Source organism: Streptomyces sp. NPDC026206 (assembly GCF_040638465.1).
In the GTDB taxonomy this organism is placed as follows: Bacteria; Actinomycetota; Actinomycetes; order Streptomycetales; family Streptomycetaceae; genus Streptomyces.
In genome coordinates this window covers 232,224-256,244 of the sequence record NZ_JBEZYL010000003.1, presented here as the reverse complement: position 1 = coordinate 256,244, position 24,021 = coordinate 232,224, and the positions used below count along the sequence as shown (strand labels likewise).

The 24,021-nt window shown below is 68.9% G+C and carries 21 protein-coding genes; 12 read left to right on the top strand and 9 right to left on the bottom strand.

What is annotated here, in order from left to right; translation table 11 throughout:
* Positions 1-89: 89 nt before the first annotated feature.
* From AB0F13_RS07530 to trxA, 5 genes are all read left to right on the top strand, one after another.
* Positions 90-1,757: a protein kinase family protein gene (locus AB0F13_RS07530; RefSeq protein WP_362076696.1), complete on the top strand. Its 1,668-nt coding sequence runs from the start codon at positions 90-92 to the stop codon at positions 1,755-1,757.
* Positions 1,758-1,793: 36 nt separating this feature from the next.
* A complete protein-coding gene (gene sigM / locus AB0F13_RS07525; protein ID WP_362076694.1) occupies positions 1,794-2,483 on the top strand; it encodes an RNA polymerase sigma factor SigM in 690 nt (229 codons plus the stop codon).
* Positions 2,484-2,488: 5 nt separating this feature from the next.
* Positions 2,489-3,478, top strand: a complete 990-nt coding sequence (locus AB0F13_RS07520) for a zf-HC2 domain-containing protein (RefSeq protein WP_362077197.1) — start codon at positions 2,489-2,491, stop codon at positions 3,476-3,478.
* 118 nt (positions 3,479-3,596) lie between these two features.
* Positions 3,597-4,565 (top strand): thioredoxin-disulfide reductase, encoded by a 969-nt coding sequence (gene trxB, locus AB0F13_RS07515; RefSeq protein WP_362076691.1) that lies wholly within the window; start codon positions 3,597-3,599, stop codon positions 4,563-4,565.
* A 49-nt stretch (positions 4,566-4,614) separates the two neighbouring features.
* Complete coding sequence (gene trxA, locus AB0F13_RS07510) at positions 4,615-4,944, top strand: thioredoxin (protein WP_362076688.1); 330 nt, start codon at positions 4,615-4,617, stop codon at positions 4,942-4,944.
* 101 nt (positions 4,945-5,045) lie between these two features.
* Here trxA and AB0F13_RS07505 read toward each other — a convergent pair whose 3' ends face one another.
* The 9 genes from AB0F13_RS07505 to rpmH form a co-directional block, all read right to left on the bottom strand.
* Positions 5,046-5,663 carry a GNAT family N-acetyltransferase gene (locus AB0F13_RS07505; protein ID WP_362076685.1) on the bottom strand — a complete coding sequence of 206 codons (618 nt, stop codon included), beginning with the start codon at positions 5,661-5,663 and terminating at the stop codon, positions 5,046-5,048.
* A gap of 312 nt (positions 5,664-5,975) precedes the next feature.
* Complete coding sequence (locus tag AB0F13_RS07500) at positions 5,976-7,130, bottom strand: ParB/RepB/Spo0J family partition protein (RefSeq protein ID WP_362076682.1); 1,155 nt, start codon at positions 7,128-7,130, stop codon at positions 5,976-5,978.
* Positions 7,127-8,179, bottom strand: a complete 1,053-nt coding sequence (locus tag AB0F13_RS07495) for a ParA family protein (RefSeq protein ID WP_362077194.1) — start codon at positions 8,177-8,179, stop codon at positions 7,127-7,129. Before AB0F13_RS07495 ends, AB0F13_RS07500 begins: the two co-directional genes overlap by 4 nt.
* 303 nt (positions 8,180-8,482) lie before the next feature.
* Positions 8,483-9,199 carry a 16S rRNA (guanine(527)-N(7))-methyltransferase RsmG gene (rsmG, locus tag AB0F13_RS07490; protein WP_362076679.1) on the bottom strand — a complete coding sequence of 239 codons (717 nt, stop codon included), beginning with the start codon at positions 9,197-9,199 and terminating at the stop codon, positions 8,483-8,485.
* 136 nt (positions 9,200-9,335) lie between these two features.
* Positions 9,336-9,863 carry a R3H domain-containing nucleic acid-binding protein gene (locus AB0F13_RS07485; protein ID WP_362076676.1) on the bottom strand — a complete coding sequence of 176 codons (528 nt, stop codon included), beginning with the start codon at positions 9,861-9,863 and terminating at the stop codon, positions 9,336-9,338.
* The gene (gene yidC, locus AB0F13_RS07480; RefSeq protein WP_362076673.1) at positions 9,863-10,966 is read right to left on the bottom strand and encodes a membrane protein insertase YidC; all 1,104 of its coding nucleotides are present in this window, start codon (positions 10,964-10,966) and stop codon (positions 9,863-9,865) included. The genes AB0F13_RS07485 and yidC overlap by 1 nt, the downstream gene beginning before the upstream one ends.
* Positions 10,967-10,969: 3 nt before the next feature.
* Entirely contained in the window at positions 10,970-11,287 is a 318-nt protein-coding gene (gene yidD / locus AB0F13_RS07475; RefSeq protein ID WP_362076670.1) for a membrane protein insertion efficiency factor YidD, read from the bottom strand.
* Positions 11,284-11,712, bottom strand: coding sequence for a ribonuclease P protein component (rnpA, locus tag AB0F13_RS07470; protein WP_362076667.1), 429 nt, complete (start codon positions 11,710-11,712; stop codon positions 11,284-11,286). The genes yidD and rnpA overlap by 4 nt, the downstream gene beginning before the upstream one ends.
* A 25-nt stretch (positions 11,713-11,737) precedes the next feature.
* On the bottom strand, positions 11,738-11,875 hold the full coding sequence (rpmH, locus tag AB0F13_RS07465) for a 50S ribosomal protein L34 (protein WP_010985740.1): 138 nt from the start codon (positions 11,873-11,875) through the stop codon (positions 11,738-11,740).
* A 425-nt stretch (positions 11,876-12,300) separates the two neighbouring features.
* Here rpmH and dnaA point away from each other — a divergent pair, with 425 nt between their 5' ends.
* The 7 genes from dnaA (at position 12,301) to gyrA (ending at position 23,911) form a co-directional block, all read left to right on the top strand.
* Entirely contained in the window at positions 12,301-14,127 is a 1,827-nt protein-coding gene (dnaA, locus tag AB0F13_RS07460) for a chromosomal replication initiator protein DnaA (protein WP_362076664.1), read from the top strand.
* An 838-nt stretch (positions 14,128-14,965) separates the two neighbouring features.
* Complete coding sequence (gene dnaN, locus AB0F13_RS07455; RefSeq protein ID WP_362076661.1) at positions 14,966-16,096, top strand: DNA polymerase III subunit beta; 1,131 nt, start codon at positions 14,966-14,968, stop codon at positions 16,094-16,096.
* A 145-nt stretch (positions 16,097-16,241) separates the two neighbouring features.
* Positions 16,242-17,117 carry a phosphogluconate dehydrogenase (NAD(+)-dependent, decarboxylating) gene (gnd, locus tag AB0F13_RS07450; RefSeq protein ID WP_362076658.1) on the top strand — a complete coding sequence of 292 codons (876 nt, stop codon included), beginning with the start codon at positions 16,242-16,244 and terminating at the stop codon, positions 17,115-17,117.
* Positions 17,118-17,160: 43 nt separating this feature from the next.
* Positions 17,161-18,285 carry a DNA replication/repair protein RecF gene (gene recF / locus AB0F13_RS07445; RefSeq protein ID WP_362076655.1) on the top strand — a complete coding sequence of 375 codons (1,125 nt, stop codon included), beginning with the start codon at positions 17,161-17,163 and terminating at the stop codon, positions 18,283-18,285.
* Positions 18,282-18,848 carry a DciA family protein gene (locus AB0F13_RS07440; protein WP_362076652.1) on the top strand — a complete coding sequence of 189 codons (567 nt, stop codon included), beginning with the start codon at positions 18,282-18,284 and terminating at the stop codon, positions 18,846-18,848. The genes recF and AB0F13_RS07440 overlap by 4 nt, the downstream gene beginning before the upstream one ends.
* 335 nt (positions 18,849-19,183) lie before the next feature.
* Entirely contained in the window at positions 19,184-21,229 is a 2,046-nt protein-coding gene (gyrB, locus tag AB0F13_RS07435; protein WP_362076649.1) for a DNA topoisomerase (ATP-hydrolyzing) subunit B, read from the top strand.
* Positions 21,230-21,280: 51 nt separating this feature from the next.
* A complete protein-coding gene (gene gyrA, locus AB0F13_RS07430; RefSeq protein ID WP_362076646.1) occupies positions 21,281-23,911 on the top strand; it encodes a DNA gyrase subunit A in 2,631 nt (876 codons plus the stop codon).
* The last annotated feature ends 110 nt before the right edge of the window (positions 23,912-24,021 follow it).

Here is a 24,021-nt window from a genome sequence, read left to right as displayed (position 1 = left end):
GCCGCCGCGTGTCGTGCATAGCACCGGACTGTGGGCACAATTGTCTTGGCTGTGGACGGCGTGCAACGGATGGGGAGGCAGGAACGACGGTGGCGGAACGGAGCACGGCTGCCGTCGACGTGGCCGACAACAGCGGCGAGCAGCCACTGACCGCCGAGGCGGGAAAGGCCACGACCGACGGGGTGGCGGCCGATAAAAAGGTCAGCACGCACAAGAACACCGAGCGCGCGGAGAGCGAGAGCCCCGCGCGCGACGCACAACCGCCGGAGTTGCACAGCGGCCACAAGCTCGCCAGAAGGTACCGCCTGGAGGAGTGCGTCACCCGTCTGGACGGATTCAGCAGCTGGCGCGCCGTCGACGAGAAGCTGCGCCGCGCCGTCGGCGTCCACCTGCTTCCCGCCGATCACCCCCGCGCCCGCCCGGTCCTCGCCGCAGCCCGTTCCGCCGCGCTTCTCGGCGATCCGCGCTTTGTGCAGGTCCTCGACGCCGTCGAGGAGAACGACCTCGTCTACGTCGTCCACGAGTGGCTGCCGGACGCCACCGAGCTGACGCCCGTCCTCGCCTCCGGCCCGATGGAGCCCCACGAGGCCTACCAGCTCGTCAACCAGGTGTCCCAGGCGATGGCCGCCGCCCACCGCGAAGGCCTCGCACACCTGCGCCTGAACCCCGGCTCCGTTCTGCGCACCGGGACCGGCCAGTACCGCATCCGCGGACTCGCCGTCATGGCCGCGCTCCGGGGCATCACCTCCGAACACCCCCAGCAGACCGACACCGAGGCCATCGGTGCACTCCTGTACGCGGCGCTCACCCAGCGCTGGCCGTACGAGAGCAACGCCCACGGTCTCTCCGGCCTGCCCAAGGGTGTCGGCCTTATCGCACCCGACCAGGTGCGTGCCGGAGTCCACCGGGGCCTGTCCGAGCTCGCCATGCGCGCCCTCGTCAACGACGGAGCCACCGCCTCGCGGCAGGAGAAGCCCTGCACCACCCCGGAGGAGCTGGCCAAGGCGGTCGCGGCGATGCCGCGCATCCGTCCCCCGGAGCCGGACTACACCGCCCCGCCGCCGTACCAGCGCCCTTCGGTGCCCCGCAACGGCGGACCGGCCCACCCCTTGCCCGTGGCCCCGCCGCTCCCGCTCCAGAGCCGTACCGGACGGGCTCTCAAGTGGAGCGTCTCGGCCCTGCTCATCGCGGCGCTGGGCCTGGGCAGCTGGCAGCTCGCGGACACGCTGCTCAAGGACGGCGAGAAGGACACGCCGCGCTCCCAGTCATCGGGGGACGACGTACCGAAGATCGTGGGCGGCAAGCCCATCGGGATCGAAACGGTCAAGGACTTCGACCCGCCCCCGGGTGACGGCTCGGAGAAAGCGGACGGCTTTCACGCCGTTCGCTATGCCTACGACGGCAACCCGGCGACGTACTGGTCGACGAACTTCTACACCACCGCCAAGTTCGGAGGCCTCAAGAGCGGCGTCGGACTCATCCTCGACCTGGGCAAGAAGCAACAGGTCGGCAAGGTGCAGGTCAGCTTCCTCAACGACGCGTCCGTCCAGCTCATGACGGCTCCGGCCGACGCCTCGTCCATGCCCATGGACCTCGCCTCCTACAGCAAGGTCGCCGAGGGTACGGGTAAGGGCGTCTCGCTCAAGCCGGACAAGCCGGTCCAGGCACGGTACGTTCTGGTCTGGCTGACAAAGCTGACGGTGACCGAGAATGGCGAGTTCCGCGGCAGGATCTCCGAGATCAAGGTGACCAGCTAGCCGCGAGGTCGCGTCGCTCAGGGGGAGGGGTCGACGTTGGACGACATCACGTATGGCGGCGCGAGCGACGCCGAGCTCCTCGTGCTGCACGTCAAGGGCGACCCCGACGCCTTCAGCGAGATAGTGCGGCGCCACCGCGACCGGCTCTGGGCGGTGGCGCTGCGTACCCTCGGGGACCGGGAAGAGGCCGCGGACGCCGTCCAGGACGCACTGGTCTCCGCGTACCGGGCCGCCCACACCTTCCGCGGCCAGTCGGCCGTCACCACTTGGCTGCACCGCATCACCGTCAACGCCTGCCTGGACCGGGCCCGCAAGGCAGCTTCGCGGCGCACCGCGCCGCTCGCCGAGACCGAGCGGCTGGAGCAACTGCTCGAGCCCCACGAAGCGGCCGATGCCCCCGCCGAACGCGGCGATCTGCACCGTGAGCTCATCAACGCCCTGGCGACGCTGCCGCCGGACCAGCGAGCCGCCCTGGTGCTCGTCGACATGCAGGGCTATCCGGTCGCGGAGGCGGCCGAGGTTCTCGATGTGCCGACCGGCACAGTGAAGAGCAGATGTGCTCGGGGCCGGGCACGGCTGCTGCCGATGCTCACCCATCTGCGCCCGGATCGCAGGGGTAGCGCCCCTCTTGACAGGGAAAGGAACCGGTCGCAGGGGACGTCCGTCCCATCACCGGCAGGACAGAGCGACGCAGATCCAGTGAAGGGCGGAGGTGGGCGAGCGTGACTTCGATGACCGGCACGGATGGGCACCCGGAGGTCGCGGAGATCTCCGCACTCACCGAAGGTGTTCTCTCCCCTGCACGGACCGCTGACGTCCGCGAGCATCTCGCGGACTGTGAGCTGTGTGAGGACGTACGGAGCTCGCTGGACGAGATCCGGGGCTTGCTCGGTACCCTTCCCGGGCCACTGCGGATGCCTGCGGATGTCGCCGGCCGCATCGACGCCGCGCTGGCAGCCGAGGCTCTGCTCGACGCGACCGCGCCCGAAGCGATCACCGATGTTTCACGTGAAACGGCGCTCCGGGAGACGGTGCCGTGGGACACCCCGGCGCGGAAGGCGCAGACAGCGGAGAAGACCACGGCCGGAAGCACTCCCGCGCGTGTTTCACGTGAAACCACCGGTCGTGAAACGGCCCCTCCACGGGAGACCGCCGATCGCCCCACCGGCCGTCCGCGCACCGCGACCGGCCCCGGCAGGAAGACCTCCACGGCCTCCGGGCCGCGTGCCCGTCGCTCCCGTCGCTGGCCCAAGGTGCTGCTCGGCACCGCCTGCGCCGCCGCCGTCATCGGCGTGGGCAGCTTCTTCCTGCAGTCCGACGGTGACGACGCTCCGCGTGCGGGATCCCCGGCACCGAGCGAGAACCAGTCCGCGCCTTCCGTCCTCGCCTATGACGACATCAAGGCCCGGGTGCACGATCTCCTGCGGACATCAAAGACCGCCGAGTCACGGGGCATGAGCGCCCAGAGCTCACCGGATACGACGCTGCGTGATTCCGGGGCCACCACCCCCGCCTGTGTCCGGGACGGCATCGGCCGCGCGGAGCCGGTCCTCGCCACGCACCAGGAGACGTACAAGGGCGAGGACGCCTTCCTCGTCGTCCTGCCACACCCGTCCGACGTCACACTCGTCGACGCCTATATGGTCTCGTCCGCCTGCGACACCGCCTCGTCTCCGACGGCGGGGAAAGTACTGCTCAACGAGACGTTTCCGCGCGACTGATCGGTCTCGGACACGCGCTGTCGTCCCGCTCGGGAATGCTCGCCCCGTAGGATCCGTTGGGTGGGGTGAGACCCAGCAAGGACCCAGACAGCTGTCGGCAGAGACAAGGAAGACACCCGTGAGCGACGTCCGCAACGTGATCATCATCGGCTCCGGGCCCGCGGGCTATACGGCCGCGCTCTACACCGCCCGTGCCTCCCTGAAGCCGCTGGTCTTCGAGGGCGCCGTCACCGCCGGTGGTGCACTGATGAACACCACCGACGTGGAGAACTTCCCCGGGTTCCGTGAGGGCATCATGGGCCCCGACCTGATGGACAACATGCGCGCCCAGGCCGAGCGCTTCGGCGCCGAGCTGATCCCGGACGACGTCGTCGCCGTCGACCTGAGTGACGAGATCAAGACCGTCACGGACTCCGCCGGCACCGTTCACCGCGCCAAGGCTGTGATCGTCACCACCGGCTCGCAGCACCGCAAGCTGGGCCTGCCCCGTGAGGACGAGCTCTCCGGCCGTGGCGTCTCCTGGTGTGCCACCTGTGACGGGTTCTTCTTCAAGGACCAGGACATCGCCGTCATCGGTGGTGGTGACACCGCGATGGAGGAGGCCACCTTCCTCTCGCGCTTCGCCAAGTCGGTCACCGTGGTCCACCGCCGCGACACGCTGCGCGCCAGCAAGGCGATGCAGGAGCGTGCCTTCGCGGACCCGAAGATCTCCTTCGTGTGGGACAGCGAGATCGCCGAGATCCACGGCGAGAACAAGCTCTCCGGTCTGACCTTGCGCAACCTCAAGACCGGCGAGTCTTCGCAGCTGCCGGTGACCGGGCTGTTCATCGCCATCGGCCACGACCCGCGCACCGAGCTGTTCAAGGGCCAGCTGGAACTGGATGACGAGGGCTACCTGAAGGTCGAGGCGCCCTCGACCCGTACCAACCTCACCGGCGTGTTCGCCGCCGGTGACGTCGTGGACCACACCTACCGCCAGGCCATCACCGCCGCCGGCACGGGTTGCTCCGCCGCCCTCGACGCCGAGCGCTACCTCGCTGCCCTCTCCGACAGCGACAGCGTCCGCGAGCCCGAGAAGACCCCCTGACCCACACCCCCACCCCCTCCCCCCGCGGAACAGATTCAAGGAGACCTCAGTGGCTCTCAAGACCGTGACCGACGCGTCCTTCGACGAGGACGTCCTCAAGAGCGACAAGCCCGTCCTCGTGGACTTCTGGGCCGAGTGGTGCGGACCGTGCCGCCAGATCGCCCCGTCCCTTGAGGCGATCGCCGCCGAGCACGGCGACAAGATCGAGATCGTCAAGCTCAACATCGATCAGAATCCCACGACGGCTGCGAAGTACGGCGTCATGTCGATCCCGACGCTGAACGTCTACCAGGGCGGCGAGGTCGTCCAGACGATCGTCGGTGCCAAGCCGAAGGTCGCTCTCGAGCGCGAGCTGGACCCGTTCCTCAGCGCCAAGTAAGTCGTCGCTGTTTCACGTGAAACAGCGGGCCGCACGGCCAACGGGCCCGCCCCTGGGAAGGGGCGGGCCCGTTGCGTCTTCAGCAGATCGAGCGCCCGGCCCTACAGCGGCCGCAGCGCGGGTTCCTTCTGCACGGCGCCGAGCAACCGGTCCAATGCCAGCTCGACGTCTTCTTTCCAGGACAGGGCCGTCCGCAGTTCCAGCCGGAGGCGCGGGTAGCGCGGATGCGGCCGCACCGTCTTGAAGCCCACGGCCAGGAGATGGTCAGCGGGCAGCACACACGCCGACTCCTTCCAGCGGGCGTCACCGAACGCCTCGACCGCCTTGAAGCCGCGCCGGAGCGCATCCTTGGCGACGGTCTGCACCATCACACGGCCCAGCCCCTGCCCCTGGTAGGCGGGCGCCAGCCAGGCAGTCATCAGCTGCACGGCATCGGCCGCGACCGGGCTGGTGGGAAACGCGGTGGACCGTGGCACATAAGCCGGGGGCGCGTAGAGAACGAACCCCACCGGCGCATCGTCGACGTAGACCACCCGGCCGCAGGAGCCCCACTCCAGCAGCACAGCTGAGATCCACGCCTCCTTCTCCAGCTCCGGACGTCCGGCTCTCAGCGCGGCTTCGCCGCTGACGGGGTCCAGCTCCCAGAAGACACACGCCCGGCAGCGCTGGGGAAGAACTGGGAGGTTGTCCAGCGTGAGCGGTACGAGCCGACGCCCCATGCAGCCAGTTCCTCACTTCCGTCGCGTGCCACGCTCCGGGCGGCGGTCAGCGCGCTGAACTCCTTGAGAAGGCTGCCGACGAATCCGCCGACTGCCCCCAGGCTCAGCCCCGCTGCCACCAGTCCGGTCCGGCTCACCGTTCGCATGGCCCCGCCCCTCCGTGAACTATGTCCAACGTGGATGTGCCATACCTCAACGCATCGTATCCGGAGGTCCATTGAGCGGATAGCTCGACAAGGCAAAGGGCGAGTTGTGTCCACACGAGGTTCCACGTGAAACACAACCCGCCCGGAGTGACCGTCCTGACGGGCCCTACTCCGTGCCGTCCTCGTCGTCACCGGAGAGCTTCTGCTCCAGCACGCGTCCCTCACCGGGAGCCAGCGTGCCCAGGATCCGCTCCAGATCGTCCATCGAGGCGAATTCGACGACGATCTTCCCCTTCTTCTGCCCGAGATCCACCTTCACCCGGGTCTCGAAGCGGTCCGACAGTCGCGAGGCCAGGTCCGTGAGCGCGGGGGAGACCCGTGCCCCGGCGCGGGGACCCTTGCCCTTCCCCGCGCTCTTGGGCCTCGACCCCATCAGCGTCACGATCTCCTCCACCGCACGCACCGACAGCCCCTCGGCCACGATGCGGTGGGCGAGCCGGTCCTGCTCCTCCGAGTCGTCGACGGAGAGCAGGGCTCGGGCATGCCCGGCGGAGAGCACTCCGGCCGCCACCCGTCGCTGCACGGCGGGCGAAAGCCTCAGCAGCCGCAGGGTGTTCGAGACCTGAGGGCGTGACCGCCCGATGCGGTCCGCCAGCTGATCGTGGGTGCAGTTGAAGTCCTTAAGCAGCTGGTCGTAGGCGGCCGCCTCTTCCAGGGGGTTCAGCTGGGCCCGGTGCAGGTTCTCCAGCAGCGCGTCCAGCAGAAGCTTCTCGTCATCGGTCGCCCGGACGATGGAAGGAATCTTCTCCAGCCCGGCATCGCGGCAGGCGCGCCAGCGACGCTCGCCCATGATCAGCTCGTAGCGCTCCGGCGCCAGCTGACGCACCACGACGGGCTGGAGCAGGCCGACCTCGCGAATGGAGGTGACCAGTTCGGCGAGGGCATCCTCGTCGAATACCTCACGCGGCTGCCGCGGGTTGGGCGTGATGAAGTCCAGCGGGAGCTCGGCGAAATGGGCCCCTGCCACCTCCTCCATGGCCGATGTTTCAGCCTCGACCCGCCGCACGGCGTCCGTTTCACGTGAAACCGAGTCGTGCGGCGCGGAGCCACCCGCGTGCGATTCACGAGAAATGCTGACGCCATCCACCGGCAGCGTGGTCACCGTCGCGGCGGATACCCCCCGCTCTGCCGTCAGAACCGGCACCGCGGTCGGGGACGTCGTGCCGGCCCCTACCGCCGGGCCGCTCTTCTCCGCACTCTTCGGTGCCGGCGGGATCAGCGCACCGAGCCCCCGGCCCAGTCCTCTACGTCGCTCACTCACTGAAGCCCCTCCGACATGCTGTGCTGGTCTTGCTGTTGCTGATGGCCCACCGTGTGAGCCCTACTGCCGTCGTACTGCACGCCGACCCCCCGTAGCGCGATCTCCCGGGCCGCCTCCAGGTAGGACAGAGCGCCGCTGGAACCCGGGTCATAGGTAAGAACTGTCTGCCCATAGCTGGGCGCCTCGGAGATCCTGACCGACCGCGGGATGCTGGTGCGGAGAACCTCACGGCCGAAGTGAGTGCGCACCTCATCGGCCACTTGCGAAGCGAGCCGGGTCCGGCCGTCGTACATCGTCAGCAGGATGGTCGACACATGGAGCTCGGGGTTGAGATGCCCCCGCACCAGCTCGACATTGCGCAGGAGCTGCCCCAGGCCTTCGAGCGCGTAGTACTCGCACTGGATAGGGATCAGCACCTCGGCGCCGGCGACCAGAGCATTGACCGTCAGCAGGCCGAGCGACGGCGGACAGTCGATGAGGATGTAGTCCAGCGGCTGCTCATAGGCCTTGATCGCCCGGTCGAGCCTGCTCTCCCGGGCCACGAGCGAGACCAGCTCGATCTCGGCGCCCGCCAGGTCGATCGTGGCAGGGGCGCAGAAGAGCCCCTCCACATCCATCACCGGCTGCACGACATCGGAGAGCTTCTTGTTGTCCACGAGGACGTCGTAGATCGACGGCACGTCGGCGTGGTGATCGATTCCCAGAGCCGTCGAGGCGTTGCCCTGCGGGTCGAGGTCGATGACCAGCACCCGATTGCCGTGCAGCGCCAGGGAAGCCGCCACGTTGACAGTGGTCGTGGTCTTCCCGACCCCGCCCTTCTGGTTGGCGACCACCATCACCCGGGTCTGGTCCGGCCTCGGCATCGGGGGCGGCGGCGTTTCACGTGAAACAGCCACGACCTCGGGGACGGGGCCAGCAGCAGCCACTGGTTCGGAGTCGGCGGGGCGGGGGCCGGGGACCGGGTCGGTCATCGGCCCCGCGATGTTGGCGTCGGACCGCAAGGATTCACTCTCCTCGACATCAGGCTCGCAATGGACAGAGCCTGCCATGCTTTCGGGGTCGTGAACCAGCGAGGCCCGTTCTCCTGTGGATGAATCCCGTGGGCCTGTGGATGAACCCACACCCTCGACCGGTTGCCGGTCGCGCGGCGCGGCGGCCGCACGACTGCGGCCGATGATTCCATGCAGCAGGGAGCGATGTTTCACGTGAAACACGATGCATGGCGCGCCGCGTCACTGCGTCGCGACACTCCGTTATGGGTAGTTTTGCCAGCTTGTATGGAGCATTACCTCCAGGGCAGACCTCAGAAAAAGTGCGCGAGGTAATGCTCCACACATCAGCGCGGAAGGGCGTCAGCGCCTACGCCGCGTCCTGCCCGTCCTGGCCGCCTTGGCACGCTTGGCCGCGAACCGCACTCCGCCGGGGCTCTCCCCCACCTCGACGCGGACCACGGTGGACAGCGGGTCCACCACGCCCTCGCCGACCTGGAGCACCGAGGTCCGCACGGCCCCGAGCTTGCTCAGGGCGGCACGGGCACCCTGGAGCTCCGCCTCCGCCGTGTCCCCCTTGAGGGCCAGCATCTCGCCGTAGGGACGCAGCAGCGGCACGCCCCAACTGGCCAGCCGGTCCAGCGGCGCGACGGCCCGAGCGGTGACCACGTGCACAGGCTCGACCTTGCCCAGCATCTCCTCGGCCCGGCCACGGACCACGGTGACGTGGTCCAGGCCCAGCAGCTCCACGACTTCCTGGAGGAAGGTCGTGCGGCGCAGCAGCGGTTCCAGCAGGGTGATCTGCAGGTCGGGACGGACGAGGGCCAGCGGGATACCGGGCAGCCCGGCGCCCGAGCCGACGTCGCACACCGAGACGCCGTCCGACACGGCCTCGGAGAGCACCGCACAGTTCAGCAGGTGGCGCTCCCACAGCCGGGGAACCTCACGGGGACCGATCAGACCGCGCTTCACTCCCGCGTCAGCGAGCAGTTCCGCGTAGCGGACGGCCTCCGGAAAGCGGTCACCGAATACCGCCCGCGCCGCCGCGGGCGCCGGGGGGAGCTCCGCTGCCTCTTCCACGGGGAACCGTCCTTCCGTACAACGTTGATGGATCTCCGGCGTCGTCTGTGAGCGCCGGAGTCTGAATATCAGGCTGACAAGGATCGGCCCCGCCTGCGAGCAGACGGGGCCGTGTACACCTGGAAATGCGACAGGGTCAGGCCGGGAGGATGACCACTCGGCGCTGCGGCTCCTCGCCCTCGGACTCGCTGCGCAGGCCGGCGGCGGCCACCGCGTCGTGGACGACCTTGCGCTCGAAGGGGGTCATCGGGTCCAGCTTGACGGGCTGACCGCTGCTCTTGGCCTCCTGGGCGGCCTGGGCACCCAGGCCGGCCAGCTCCTCACGCTTGCGCGCGCGGAAGCCCGCGATGTCGAGCATCAGACGGCTGCGGTCACCGGTCTCCCGGTTCACCGCCAGCCGGGTCAGCTCCTGGAGGGCCTCCAGGACCTCGCCATCACGGCCCACCAGCTTCTGCAGATCACGGCTGGTGGAGTCGCTGATGATCGACACCGAGGCGCGGTCCGCCTCGACATCCATGTCGATGTCGCCGTCGAGGTCGGCGATGTCCAGCAGCCCCTCGAGGTAGTCGGCCGCGATCTCGCCCTCCTGCTCCAGGCGGGACAGCGTGTCGGTGCCCTCGGCGGCGGTCTGGGGCTGCGTCTCCGTCACGGTGGACTCCTTCATTACTTCTTCGACGGGTGCTTGGGCCGCTGCGGGCCGCCCTTGCGCTGTCCGGACTTGGCGCTGCGGGAAGAGCCGGCCTGCTTGGACCCGGCGTCACCGGGCTGCTCGCCCTGCTGCTTCTCCAGCGTGGTCTTCTTCTCCGAGCCCGTGGTGGCCTGGGGCGCGGTTCCGGCGACCTGGCGCTTGGCCTTCGTCTGGCGCTTGGGCTGCTGACGGGCCGCACGGGCGGCCTCGACGGCCTTGCGGGCCTCGACCTCCGCCGGGTCCTCCTTCAGCTTGCCCTTGGCGCGCAGGCGCTCCTGGCGCTGCTGGAAGGCAAGGCTGCCCGGGGTGGGGTTGCGGCGGATGACGAACATCTGCTGGCCCAGGGTCCACACGTTGGTGGTCAGCCAGTAGACGAGGACACCGACCGGGAAGTTGATGCCGAACACGGCGAACATGATCGGGAAGACGTACATCAGCATCTTCTGCTGCTGCATGAACGGCGTCTTCACCGTGAGGTCGACGTTCTTCGTCATCAGCTGGCGCTGCGTGTAGAACTGCGACAGCGACATCAGGACGATCATGATGACCGTGACGACGCGGACGTCGGTCAGCGTGGCGCCGAGCGATTCGACCTTGCTCGCGTTGTCCATGAACTTCGACGCGATCGGAGCACCGAAGATGTGCGCCTTACGGGCGCTGTCGACCAGGGCCTGGTCGTCCAGCACGCCGACCGTGTGACCGCCGGCGATCTTGTTCAGTACCTGGTACAGCGAGATGAAGAACGGCGACTGGGCCAGAATCGGGAGGCAGCTCGAGAGCGGGTTGGTGCCCGTCTCCTTGTAGAGCTTCATCATCTCTTCGGACTGGCGCTGCTTGTCGCTCTTGTAGCGCTCCTGGATCGCCTTCATCTTCGGCTGGAGCGCCTGCATGTTCCGCGTGGCCTTGATCTGCTTCACGAAGAGCGGGATCAGGCAGATGCGGATCAGCACCACCAGCGAGACGATGGACAGACCCCACGCCGCGCCACTGTCCTTGTTGAAGATCAGACTGAAGAACGAGTGAAACTGGACGATGATCCAGGAAACGGCGTAATAGAGGGGATTCAGGATCGTGTCCACGAATCAGGCTCCTTGGGCATTGGGCTGAGTCTCGGGCTGTGCGGCAGGACCCCTGGCGGAGCCCCCACCCAGTCGGCTCCTCAGCCGCTGGTGCCAGACCGGACGCTTCCGGGGAGGGACGTGGTCGACGCCACCGAGCGACCACGGGTTGCAGCGCAGGATGCGCCAGGCCGTCAGCACCGTTCCTTTGACCGCGCCATGCACATCAATGGCTGTGTAGCCGTAGTGCGAGCACGACGGGTAGTACTTGCAGACCGGGCCCAGCAGAGGGCTGATGGTCCACTGATAGAGCTTGATCAACCACAGCAGCGGGTACTTCACTGTGCGCTCCCTCCCGGTTGACCGGGGCTCCGGGGGTCACCCCCCGGGGGATTGCTTCGCGGCGCCCCTCCCAGCAGCCGCTGCAGCGCGGTATCGAGGTCGCGGGCCAGCTGCTCGTGGTCCGCCTCGCCCGCGCCGGGCAGGGCTCGCACCACCACCAGGCTACCGGCGGGCAGCAGATCCAGCCGGTCACGCATGAGGTGGCGCAGGCGCCGCTTGACCAGATTGCGGACGACGGCACCGCCGACGGCCTTGCTCACGACGAAACCCGCACGCGCCGAGGGGGCGAGCCCCCCCGGCGTGTGCGGGTCCGTTGTACCGCTGCTTAGGTGGACGACGAGGAGCGGGCGCCCGGCCCTGCGTCCTCGGCGAACCGCGGTCGCGAAGTCCTCGCGCCGCCTCAGCCGAGACTCGGAAGGCAGCACGACCTGGACCTTGCCGTCAGGCCGGTCAGGCCGACAGGCTGGCGCGACCCTTGCCACGGCGGGACGCGAGGATCGCGCGGCCGGCACGGGTGCGCATGCGCAGGCGGAAGCCGTGGGTCTTGGCGCGGCGGCGGTTGTTCGGCTGGAAGGTGCGCTTGCTCACTCGGGGGCTCCAGAAATATTGATGGCGGGACATCGCCTGGCTGTCACCGTGCGCCCACGAGAAGCTCGCAATACGCCCGAGTGCACCGCTTCACGATCACGATCCGATACGATCGCAATCTTTGCCCATCGGAGGCAGGCGGCAGCAGCCATCGACAACTCGACCTGGTCACGGTACGCGCGGTTACGCCATCCGGTCAAACCGGCAGGGCACCAGGCATACACCGTAGCTTCCACATGGGGCGAGCGACACCAGGTGCCGCCGCATGGCACATTTGTACACACCCTGTGGACAACGACTTGAACCGTACACCTCGGCCTGACTACCGTGGCTGAACTCTGAATCCTTCCCGCCCGTCCCGAGAACCACACATTCGTGGGACTCCAGGGCGCCCCCCGTGACCCGTGACTGAGAGAGCGTGCCCTGTGGCTGACCTGCCCGCCGATCTTGCCGCAGTGTGGCCGCGCGTGCTCGAACAGCTCCTCGGTGAGGGGCGCGGCCAGGGTGTGGAGAGCAAGGACGAGCACTGGATCAAGCGGTGCCAGCCCCTCGCTCTCGTGGCCGACACCGCCCTGCTGGCCGTGCCCAACGAATTCGCCAAGGGCGTCCTGGAGGGCCGGCTCGCCCCGATCGTCAGCGAGACCCTCAGCCGCGAGTGCGGGCGTCCCATCCGGATCGCGATCACCGTCGACGAATCCGCGGGCGAGCCTCCGGCCTCCCAGGGACCGCCCCAGCCCCAGGAGCGCCCCCAGCCGCAGCCCGGCCAGCGCCAGGCGCCCGGGCCGGGCCGCGACACCTACGAGGGCTACGACGGCCACGGCGGCGGCTACGACGGCCGTGAGAACTACGGCGGACGGCCCGGCTCCGAGGAGCTGCCGTCCGTACGACCGGCCTACCCGGACTACCAGCAGTCCCGCACCGACCCGGGCGCCTGGCCGCGCCACTCGGCGCCCCCCGGGCCGTCCGCGTCCGACCGCGGCGACTACGGCTGGCAGCAGCCGCGCCTCGGCGGCTACGCCGAGTCCGACCGCGACCGCGACCCCTACGCCTCGCAGTACGAGCAGCAGCAGGACTACCGCTCCCCGGACCGGCCCGAGCGGCCGGCGTACGAGCAGCGCCGCGAGCTGCCGGACGGCCCCTCCCGGGGTGGTGGCCCGTCCGGGTCGCCCGCCGGCCGGTCCACCGGATCGTCCTCGTCCTCGACGGGCTCGGCCGAGCCGACGGCGCGGCTGAACCCGAAGTACCTCTTCGACACCTTCGTCATCGGCGCGTCCAACCGCTTCGCGCACGCCGCGGCGGTGGCCGTGGCCGAGGCGCCGGCCAAGGCGTACAACCCCCTGTTCATCTACGGGGAGTCGGGCCTCGGCAAGACGCACCTGCTGCATGCCATCGGGCACTACGCGCGCAGCCTCTATCCCGGCACGCGGGTGCGCTATGTGAGCTCCGAGGAGTTCACCAACGAGTTCATCAACTCCATCCGCGACGGCAAGGCGGACGCGTTCCGCAAGCGCTACCGCGACATGGACATCCTGCTGGTCGACGACATCCAGTTCCTCGCGAGCAAGGAGTCGACGCAGGAGGAGTTCTTCCACACCTTCAACACGCTGCACAACGCGAACAAGCAGATCGTGCTCTCCTCGGACCGGCCGCCCAAGCAGCTGGTGACCCTCGAGGACCGGCTCCGCAACCGCTTCGAGTGGGGCCTGATCACAGACGTGCAGCCGCCGGAGCTGGAGACGCGTATCGCGATCCTGCGGAAGAAGGCGGTGCAGGAGCAGCTCAACGCCCCGCCGGAGGTGCTGGAGTTCATCGCGTCCCGCATCTCGCGCAACATCCGGGAGCTGGAGGGCGCCCTCATCCGGGTGACCGCCTTCGCGAGCCTCAACCGGCAGCCGGTGGACCTGGGCCTCACCGAGATCGTCCTGAAGGACCTGATCCCGGGCGGCGAGGACGCCTCGCCGGAGATCACCGCGCCCGCCATCATGGCGGCGACCGCCGACTACTTCGGGCACACCGTCGAGGACCTGTGCGGAGCCTCGCGCAGCCGGGTGCTGGTGACCGCCCGGCAGATCGCGATGTACCTGTGCCGTGAGCTGACCGACCTCTCGCTGCCGAAGATCGGTGCACAGTTCGGCGGCCGGGACCACACGACCGTGATGCACGCGGACCGCAAGATCCGCGCCCTGATGGCCGAGCGGCGCTCCATCTACAACCAGGTGACCGAGCTGACGAACCGCATCAAGAACGGCTGACAGGGCCTGGCGAGGACCCTCTGAGGGCGCTTCGGGACGCTTCCCGGGGCGCCCTTCGCCGTTCCCGGGGGCCGCCGGGCCGGTCCCCGCACTCCCCAGCCTGTTCGAATAGGGGCTCTGACCTGCCGGTTCTCCACAGATTCGGGCTCTGCGCACCGTCCACACCCTGGGGACCGGGAAGTTATCCAGATGATGTCCACAGGCCAGGCTGTTGATATGCCATCAGGCGAGGTCAGCAGCGTGTGGATTTGTGGCAAACGGCGTTCCACAGCCTGTGGACAGACAGTCCGTCCACCACGGCCCCGGAGGTTGTCCACCGGCCGCCCACAGGAGGACCGGTGTTATACACAGCCTTTCCACATCCCTGTCCACTGTTCGGCAACGAAACGCCCAAGGTCACCGCACCGAGTGAAAGGCGTCACACCAAGGTGCCGGGTTGGGCTGTGGGCAACGTGGGTAAAGCTGGGGACAGGCCTGGGGAGAAGTGGGCCCTGCCTGTGCACCGGGTGTGCAGAACTTTTCGCGGTCCACAGAACACCCCGGTTTTCCACTGCCTCCACCCACAGGGCCGGTGGACAAAAAATCTGGCCTGACCTGGGCAAAGGCAGTTTTCCACCGTTTCCACAGGCCCTACTACTACGACCACTGAGATCTAGCGGGGAACTCGTTTCGAAGTGGGTCCTGTGCACAACTCGGCCGCGGGCCGCGCCACGCCCCGGACCCCGACTTGACCGCCAGCCGCACCGACTGTCAGCGGCGTGCGTCAGACTGGTCTCCGGCAACTCAGCCGACGAAGAAGCCAGCAGGGCGAGCCAGCAACAAGCAGGAGGCGGTTCCGGTGAAGATCCGGGTGGAGCGCGATGTACTCGCGGAGGCAGTGGCCTGGGCGGCCCGCAGCCTCCCGGCCCGTCCGCCGGTGCCGGTCCTCGCGGGCCTGCTCCTGAAGGCGGAGGAGGGCTCCCTGAGCCTCTCCGGCTTCGACTACGAGGTCTCCGCCCGTGTCTCGGTCGAGGCGGATGTGGAGGAGGACGGCACCGTCCTCGTCTCCGGCCGGCTCCTCGCCGACATCTGCCGCGCACTTCCCAACAGGCCTGTGGAGATCTCCACCGACGGCGTCCGCGTCACCGTGGTCTGCGGCTCCTCGCGATTCACACTCCACACCCTGCCTGTGGAGGAATATCCGGCGCTGCCCCAGATGCCGACCGCCACCGGCACCGTCCCGGGTGAGGTCTTCGCCTCGGCCGCCGCCCAGGTCGCCATCGCCGCCGGCCGCGACGACACGCTGCCGGTGCTCACCGGTGTCCGGATCGAGATCGAGGGCGACACCGTCACCCTGGCCTCCACCGACCGCTACCGCTTCGCGGTCCGCGAGTTCATGTGGAAGCCGGAGACCCCGGACATCTCCGCCGTCGCCCTGGTGCCCGCCAAGACGCTGCTGGAGACCGCCAAGTCGCTCAGCGGCGGCGACACCGTCTCGATCGCCCTGTCCGGCTCCGGTGCCGGCGAGGGCCTGATCGGCTTCGAGGGCGCCGGGCGTCGTACGACCACCCGCCTGCTCGAGGGCGACCTGCCGAAGTACCGCACGCTCTTCCCGACCGAGTTCAACTCCGTCGCCGTGATCGAGACCGCCCCGTTCGTCGAGGCCGTCAAGCGCGTCGCGCTCGTCGCCGAGCGCAACACCCCGGTCCGCCTCAGCTTCGAGCAGGGCGTCCTCATCCTCGAGGCCGGTTCCAGCGACGACGCACAGGCTGTGGAAAGGGTCGACGCCCGGCTCGAGGGCGACGACATCTCGATCGCGTTCAACCCCGGCTTCCTGCTGGAGGGCCTGTCCGCGATCGACTCCCCGGTCGCCCAGCTGTCCTTCACCACGTCCACCAAGCCCGCGCTGCTCAGCGGCAAGCCGGCGCTGGACGCCGAGGCGGACGAGGCCTACAAGTACTTGATCATGCCGGTGCGCCTGTCGGGCTGACGCCGGTCCACAGCCACCTCTGGCGTCCGGGGACAGCTCACCCGATGAGCGCCCCCGGCCCACAGGTGTGCACAGACCCTCGGGCGTAGGCTCGGAGCAGGTACCTCCGGTACACATCGCACGACTACGGCGCAAAGGATCACTGATGGAGCTCGGTCTCGTCGGTCTCGGCAAGATGGGCGGCAACATGCGTGAGCGCATCCGCCGCGCAGGCCACACCGTCATCGGATACGACCGCAACCGCGACCTTGCGGATGTCCACACCCTGAAGGAGCTTGTGGATTCCCTGCAGGGTCCGCGCGTCATCTGGGTCATGGTCCCGGCGGGCGAGGCGACCCAGTCGACCATCGACGAGCTCGGTGAGCTGCTGTCCCCCGGCGATGTCGTCGTCGACGGCGGAAACTCCCGCTGGACGGATGACGAGAAGCACGCCGAGGAGCTCGCGGCCAAGGGCATCGGCTTCGTCGACTGCGGTGTCTCCGGCGGCGTCTGGGGCCTGGAGAACGGCTACGCCCTGATGTACGGCGGCGACGCCGAGAACGTCGCGAAGGTCCAGCCGGTCTTCGACGCGCTCAAGCCCGAGGGCGACTTCGGCTCCGTCCACGCCGGCAAGGTCGGTGCGGGCCACTTCGCCAAGATGGTCCACAACGGCATCGAGTACGCCATGATGCAGGCCTACGCCGAGGGCTGGGAGCTCCTGGAGAAGGTCGACTCCGTCACCGACGTGCGCGAGGTCTTCCGCAGCTGGCAGGAGGGCACGGTCATCCGTTCCTGGCTGCTCGACCTGGCCGTCAACGCCCTCGACGAGGACGAGCACCTGGACCGTCTGCGCGGCTTCGCCGCCGACTCCGGCGAGGGCCGCTGGACCGTCGAGGCCGCCATCGACAACGCCGTGCCGCTGCCCGCGATCACGGCGTCCCTGTTCGCCCGCTTCTCCTCCCGCCAGGAGGACTCGCCCCAGATGAAGATGATCGCCGCGCTGCGCAACCAGTTCGGTGGCCACGCGGTCGAGAACAAGTAACCCCACAAGCACAGCAGTAGCCGGGGGAGGTCGGCGCACACCCATGCATGTCTCGCATCTGTCGCTGGCCGACTTCCGCTCGTACGCCCGGGCCGAGGTCTCCCTCGACCCGGGCGTCACGGCTTTCGTGGGCCCCAACGGCCAGGGCAAGACCAATCTCGTCGAGGCGGTCGGCTATCTGGCGACCCTCGGCAGCCACCGGGTCTCCTCCGACGCGCCGCTGGTCCGCATGGGCGCCGACCGCGCGGTCATCCGCGCCTCCGTCGTCCAGGGCGAGCGGCAGCAGCTGATCGAGCTGGAGCTCAACCCCGGCCGGGCCAACCGCGCCCGGATCAATCGTTCCTCCCAGGTCAGACCGCGCGACGTGCTCGGCATCGTCCGCACGGTCCTGTTCGCCCCCGAGGACCTGGCGCTGGTCAAGGGCGACCCCGGGGAGCGCCGCCGCTTCCTGGACGAGCTGATCACCGCCCGTTCCCCCCGCATGGCGGGCGTGCGCTCCGACTACGAGCGCGTCCTCAAGCAGCGCAACACCCTCCTGAAGTCCGCCGCGATGGCCCGCCGCCACGGCGGGCGGGGCATGGACCTGTCCACGCTCGACATCTGGGACCAGCACCTGGCCGGGGCGGGCTCCGAGCTGCTCGCGCGCCGGCTGGACCTGATAGCCACACTGCGGCCGCTGGCCGACAAGGCCTACGAGCAGCTGGCCCCGGGCGGCGGCCCGGTCTCCTTCGACTACCGCGGCCCGGCCGGCATCGAGGGCGTCCACACGCGCGAGGAGCTCTACGAAGTGCTGCTCGCGGCGCTCGCCGAGGCCCGTAAGCAGGAGATCGAGCGCGGGGTGACCCTTATCGGCCCGCACCGCGACGAGCTGCTGCTCAAGCTCGGCCAGCTCCCGGCCAAGGGTTACGCCAGCCACGGCGAGTCCTGGTCGTACGCCCTGGCGCTGCGCCTGGCCTCGTACGAGCTGCTGCGCTCGGAGGGCAACGAGCCCGTACTCGTGCTGGACGACGTCTTCGCGGAGCTGGACGCCCGCCGCCGGGAGCGGCTGGCGGAGCTGGTCGCCCCGGGCGAGCAGGTGCTGGTGACGGCGGCTGTGGACGACGACGTGCCGACGGTGCTGGCAGGCGTGCGGTACGCGGTCGCGGAAGGCAGGGTCGAGCGCGTATGAGTACCCACCCCGAGCAGCCCGAGGGCTTCGGGACGCAGCCGCCCCCCGGGCCGGCGAAGACGCCCGAGCCGTCCGGCGTGGATCTGGCGCGCGTGGCGCTGCGGGCCGCGAAGGAGCAGGCCCGTGCGCGCGGCAACGCCGCCCAGCAGAAGAAGCAGGCGCGGCGTGGGGGACTGCGCTCCGGCGCGCGTGCCGACGGGCGCGACCCGCTGCCGCTGGGCGCCGCGATCAACCGGCTGATCACCGAGCGCGGCTGGGAGAAGCCCGCGGCGGTGGGCGGCGTGATGGGCCGCTGGCCGCAGATGGTGGGCCCGGAGGTGGCGCTGCACTGCGAGCCGCAGGCGTACGACGAGGACGCCCGGGTGCTGACGGTGCAGTGCGACTCGACGGCGTGGGCGACCCAGCTGCGGCTGCTGGCGCCCCAGCTGGTGGCCCGGCTGAACGCCGACCTCGGCCAGGGCACCGTAAAAATGATCAAGGTGCTGGGGCCCGGTGGTCCCGGGCGCCGCTACGGGCCGCTGCGCGCCCCCGGGAGTACGGGACCGGGCGACACCTACGGGTGATCCGGCGGCCGGGCTGCCCCCCCAAGTCGCCCACGGGTGACCGGAGTGGCGGCTGCCGACGGCTGAGACTGCGCTCACGGTTGCGGGCCGTTGACAGCCCGAAGCGCTGAGTGCCTCCGTGAGCCTCTTGGAGCCCCGGGCCGCATATAGGGAGTCGGCTGATGCCGGTTCAGGGCGGCACGTGAGGACTCAGGCACCGGCAAACCCCCATTCATGTCAGCGCCACCGGTACACTGGTAGTAATCCCGCCGGATCGCGGGACTCGTGGACAAACGCTGAACGTCGCAGCCGCATCCTGCCTGCCCCGGAAACCCCCGCCGCAGCAGGGAAGGCCTGTGCTGTGCCAGAAAGGGCGCTTCGTGGCCGATTCCGGCAACCCCAACGAGAACACCACCCCCTCCCAGGCAGAGGAAGCCGCGACCGGCTCCCCCGCCAGTGAGACGTCGTACGACGCCAGTGCGATCACCGTTCTGGAGGGCCTGGACGCGGTCCGCAAGCGGCCCGGTATGTACATCGGCTCCACCGGCGAGCGTGGTCTGCACCACTTGGTGCAAGAGGTCGTCGACAACTCGGTCGACGAGGCCCTGGCCGGTCACGCCGACACCATTGACGTGACGATCCTGCCGGACGGCGGTGTGCGCGTCGTGGACAACGGCCGCGGCATCCCGGTGGGCATCGTCCCCTCCGAGGGGAAGCCGGCCGTCGAGGTCGTGCTGACGGTGCTGCACGCGGGCGGCAAGTTCGGCGGCGGCGGCTACGCGGTCTCCGGTGGTCTGCACGGCGTCGGCGTCTCCGTCGTCAACGCCCTGTCGACGCGCGTCGCCGTCGAGGTCAGGACCGACGGCTACCGCTGGACGCAGGACTACAAGCTGGGCGTCCCCACCGCCCCGCTGCAGAAGAACGAGCCGACCGACGAGTCCGGCACCTCCGTCACCTTCTGGGCCGACGGCGACATCTTCGAGACCACCGAGTACTCCTTCGAGACGCTCTCGCGGCGCTTCCAGGAGATGGCCTTCCTCAACAAGGGCCTGCGCATCTCGCTGACGGACCTCCGCGTCGACCACGTCGACGAGGAGGGCAAGGCGCTCACGGTGGAGTACCACTACGAGGGCGGCATCGTCGACTTCGTGACGTACCTCAACTCGCGCAAGGGCGAGCTGATCCACCCGACCGTGATCGACATCGAGGCCGAGGACAAGGAGCGTCTGCTCTCGGTCGAGATCGCGATGCAGTGGAACAGCCAGTACACCGAGGGCGTCTACAGCTTCGCGAACACCATCCACACCCATGAGGGCGGTACTCACGAAGAGGGCTTCCGCGCCGCGCTGACCGGTCTGATCAACCGTTACGCCCGCGACAAGAAGCTGCTCCGCGAGAAGGACGACAACCTCACGGGTGAGGACATCCGCGAGGGTCTGACCGCGATCATCTCCGTCAAGCTCGGCGAGCCGCAGTTCGAGGGTCAGACGAAGACCAAGCTCGGCAACACCGAGGCCAAGACCTTCGTCCAGAAGGTCGTCCACGAGCACCTCACGGACTGGCTGGACCGCAACCCCAACGAGGCCTCGGACATCATCCGCAAGTCGATCCAGGCCGCGACCGCCCGTGTGGCGGCACGCAAGGCCCGTGACCTGACGCGCCGCAAGGGGCTGCTGGAGTCGGCGTCGCTGCCGGGCAAGCTCAGCGACTGCCAGTCCAACGAGCCGGCCAAGTGCGAGATCTTCATCGTCGAGGGTGACTCCGCCGGTGGCTCGGCCAAGTCCGGCCGTAACCCGCAGTACCAGGCGATCCTCCCGATCCGAGGCAAGATCCTCAACGTCGAGAAGGCGCGGATCGACAAGATCCTGCAGAACACCGAGGTCCAGGCGCTGATCTCGGCCTTCGGCACCGGTGTGCACGAGGACTTCGACATCTCGAAGCTCCGCTATCACAAGATCATCCTGATGGCGGACGCCGACGTCGACGGCCAGCACATCAACACCCTGCTGCTCACCTTCCTCTTCCGCTTCATGCGGCCGCTGGTCGAGGCCGGGCACGTCTATCTCTCCCGCCCCCCGCTGTACAAGATCAAGTGGGGCCGGGACGACTTCGAGTACGCCTACTCCGACCGTGAGCGCGACGCGCTCATCCAGCTCGGCCGGGCGAACGGCAAGCGGACCCGGGACGACTCGGTCCAGCGCTTCAAGGGTCTCGGCGAGATGAACGCCGAGGAGCTGCGCATCACCACCATGGACGTCGACCACCGCGTGCTCGGCCAGGTCACCCTGGACGACGCGGCCCAGGCGGACGACCTGTTCTCGGTGCTCATGGGTGAGGACGTCGAGGCGCGGCGCTCCTTCATCCAGCGCAACGCCAAGGACGTCCGCTTCCTCGACATCTGAGCCTGTCGGCCCACGAGATACAGCCGCAGCGCGAAAGGACTTTGAACAGCAATGGCCGACGAGACTCCTGAGACCCCCACCGCCCCGGTCCCCGAAGTGACTCCCGACGGTACGCCCGCGCCCCTGGAGGGCGTGGGGATGCGCGTCGAGCCCGTCGGGCTTGAGACCGAGATGCAGCGCTCGTATCTCGACTACGCGATGAGCGTCATCGTCTCGCGTGCGCTCCCCGATGTGCGGGACGGTCTCAAGCCGGTGCACCGCCGCGTGCTCTACGCGATGTACGACGGGGGCTACCGCCCGGAGAAGGGCTTCTACAAGTGCGCCCGCGTCGTCGGCGACGTCATGGGTACGTACCACCCGCACGGTGACGCCTCGATCTACGACGCGCTGGTGCGCCTCGCCCAGCACTGGTCGATGCGCATGCCGCTGGTGGACTCCAACGGCAACTTCGGTTCGCCGGGCAACGACCCGGCCGCCGCCATGCGGTACACCGAGTGCAAGATGATGCCGCTGTCCATGGAGATGCTCCGGGACATCGACGAGGAGACCGTCGACTTCCAGGACAACTACGACGGCCGCAACCAGGAGCCGACGGTCCTGCCGGCCCGCTTCCCGAACCTGCTGATCAACGGTTCGGCGGGCATCGCGGTCGGCATGGCCACCAACATCCCGCCGCACAACCTGCGCGAGGTGGCCGAGGGTGCCCAGTGGTACCTGGCCAACCCCCAGGCGACGCCCGAGGAGCTCCTCGACGCGCTCATGGAGCGCATCAAGGGCCCCGACTTCCCGACCGGCGCGCTGGTCGTGGGCCGCAAGGGCATCGAGGAGGCCTACCGCACCGGCCGTGGCTCGATCACCATGCGCGCGGTGGTCGAGGTCGAGGAGATCCAGAACCGCCAGTGCCTGGTGGTCACCGAGCTGCCCTACCAGGTCAACCCGGACAACCTCGCGCAGAAGATCGCCGACCTGGTGAAGGACGGCAAGATCGGCGGCATCGCCGACGTCCGCGACGAGACCTCCTCCCGCACCGGCCAGCGCCTGGTCGTCGTCCTCAAGCGGGACGCGGTCGCCAAGGTCGTCCTCAACAACCTCTACAAGCACACCGACCTGCAGACCAACTTCGGTGCCAACATGCTGGCGCTGGTGGACGGCGTGCCGCGCACGCTCTCCCTGGACGCCTTCATCCGCAACTGGGTGACCCACCAGGTCGAGGTCATCGTCCGGCGCACCCGCTTCCGGCTGCGCAAGGCCGAGGAGCGCGCCCACATCCTGCGCGGTCTGCTCAAGGCGCTCGACGCCATCGACGAGGTCATCGCGCTGATCCGGCGCAGCGACACCGTCGACGTCGCCCGCGAGGGCCTGATGGGCCTGCTGCAGATCGACGAGATCCAGGCCAACGCGATCCTGGAGATGCAGCTGCGCCGCCTGGCGGCCCTGGAGCACCGGAAGATCACCGCGGAGCACGACGAGCTCCAGGCGAAGATCAACGAGTACAACGCGATCCTCGCCTCGCCCGAGCGGCAGCGAATGATCATCAGCGAGGAGCTCGCGGCGATCGTCGACAAGTTCGGCGACGACCGGCGCTCCCAGCTCATCCCCTTCGACGGTGACATGTCCATCGAGGACCTCATCGCCGAAGAGGACATCGTCGTCACCATCACCAACGGTGGCTACGTCAAGCGCACCAAGACCGAGGACTACCGCTCGCAGAAGCGCGGCGGCAAGGGCGTGCGGGGCACGAAGCTCAAGCAGGACGACATCGTCGACCACTTCTTCGTCTCCACCACCCACCACTGGCTGCTGTTCTTCACCAACAAGGGCCGGGTCTACCGCGCCAAGGCGTACGAGCTCCCGGACGCCGGGCGGGACGCGCGCGGTCAGCACGTGGCCAACCTGCTGGCCTTCCAGCCGGACGAGAAGATCGCCCAGATCCTCGCCGTCCGCGACTACGCCGTGGCGCCCTACCTGGTGCTGGCGACCAAGTCGGGCCTGGTGAAGAAGACCTCCCTCAAGGACTACGACTCACCGCGCTCCGGCGGTGTCATCGCCATCAACCTCCGCGAGACCGAGGGTGGCGTCGAGGACGAGCTGATCGGCGCCGAGCTGGTCTCCGCCGCTGACGACCTGCTGCTGATCAGCAAGAAGGCGCAGTCCATCCGGTTCACCGCCACGGACGACGCGCTGCGCCCCATGGGCCGGGCCACCTCCGGTGTCAAGGGCATGAGCTTCCGCGAGGGTGACGAGCTGCTCTCGATGAATGTCGTCCGTCCCGGTACGTTCGTCTTCACCGCCACCGACGGTGGTTATGCGAAGCGGACGAACGTCGACGAATACCGCGTCCAGGGTCGCGGCGGCCTCGGCATCAAGGCCGCCAAGATCGTCGAGGACCGGGGCTCGCTGGTCGGCGCTCTGGTGGTCGAGGAGACGGACGAGATCCTCGCCATCACCCTCGGCGGCGGCGTCATCCGTACCCGGGTCAACGAAGTCAGGGAGACGGGCCGTGACACCATGGGCGTCCAACTGATCAACTTGGGCAAGCGCGATGCCGTCGTGGGCATCGCCCGGAACGCCGAGGCCGGTCGCGAGGCTGAGAGCGTCGAGGAGTTGGGCGACGCAGCCGAGGGCGACGGGCTCGAGGCGGCCGAGGGCGCGGCGCCCACGGCCGAGGACACCGAGGAGTAAGTCGTGAGTCGAGCCACGGGCACCGCCGGCGGCGGTGCGGGTGCCAAGCGGCGGAGTCCCGCCCGGCCCGCATCGGATAAGGCGGGCGCCCGTGGCCCGGCCTCCGGCAG

What these genes read in the sequence shown, in the direction of transcription:
- AB0F13_RS07520 (WP_362077197.1), top strand. Translation starts at nt 2,489, where the DNA reads ATGACCGGCACGGATGGGCACCCGGAGGTCGCGGAGATCTCCGCACTC.
- AB0F13_RS07505 (WP_362076685.1), bottom strand. Translation starts at nt 5,663, where the DNA reads ATGGGGCGTCGGCTCGTACCGCTCACGCTGGACAACCTCCCAGTTCTT.
- AB0F13_RS07495 (WP_362077194.1), bottom strand. Translation starts at nt 8,179, where the DNA reads ATGGCAGGCTCTGTCCATTGCGAGCCTGATGTCGAGGAGAGTGAATCC.
- AB0F13_RS07485 (WP_362076676.1), bottom strand. Translation starts at nt 9,863, where the DNA reads ATGAAGGAGTCCACCGTGACGGAGACGCAGCCCCAGACCGCCGCCGAG.
- gnd (WP_362076658.1), top strand. Translation starts at nt 16,242, where the DNA reads ATGGAGCTCGGTCTCGTCGGTCTCGGCAAGATGGGCGGCAACATGCGT.
- recF (WP_362076655.1), top strand. Translation starts at nt 17,161, where the DNA reads ATGCATGTCTCGCATCTGTCGCTGGCCGACTTCCGCTCGTACGCCCGG.
- AB0F13_RS07440 (WP_362076652.1), top strand. Translation starts at nt 18,282, where the DNA reads ATGAGTACCCACCCCGAGCAGCCCGAGGGCTTCGGGACGCAGCCGCCC.
- gyrA (WP_362076646.1), top strand. Translation starts at nt 21,281, where the DNA reads ATGGCCGACGAGACTCCTGAGACCCCCACCGCCCCGGTCCCCGAAGTG.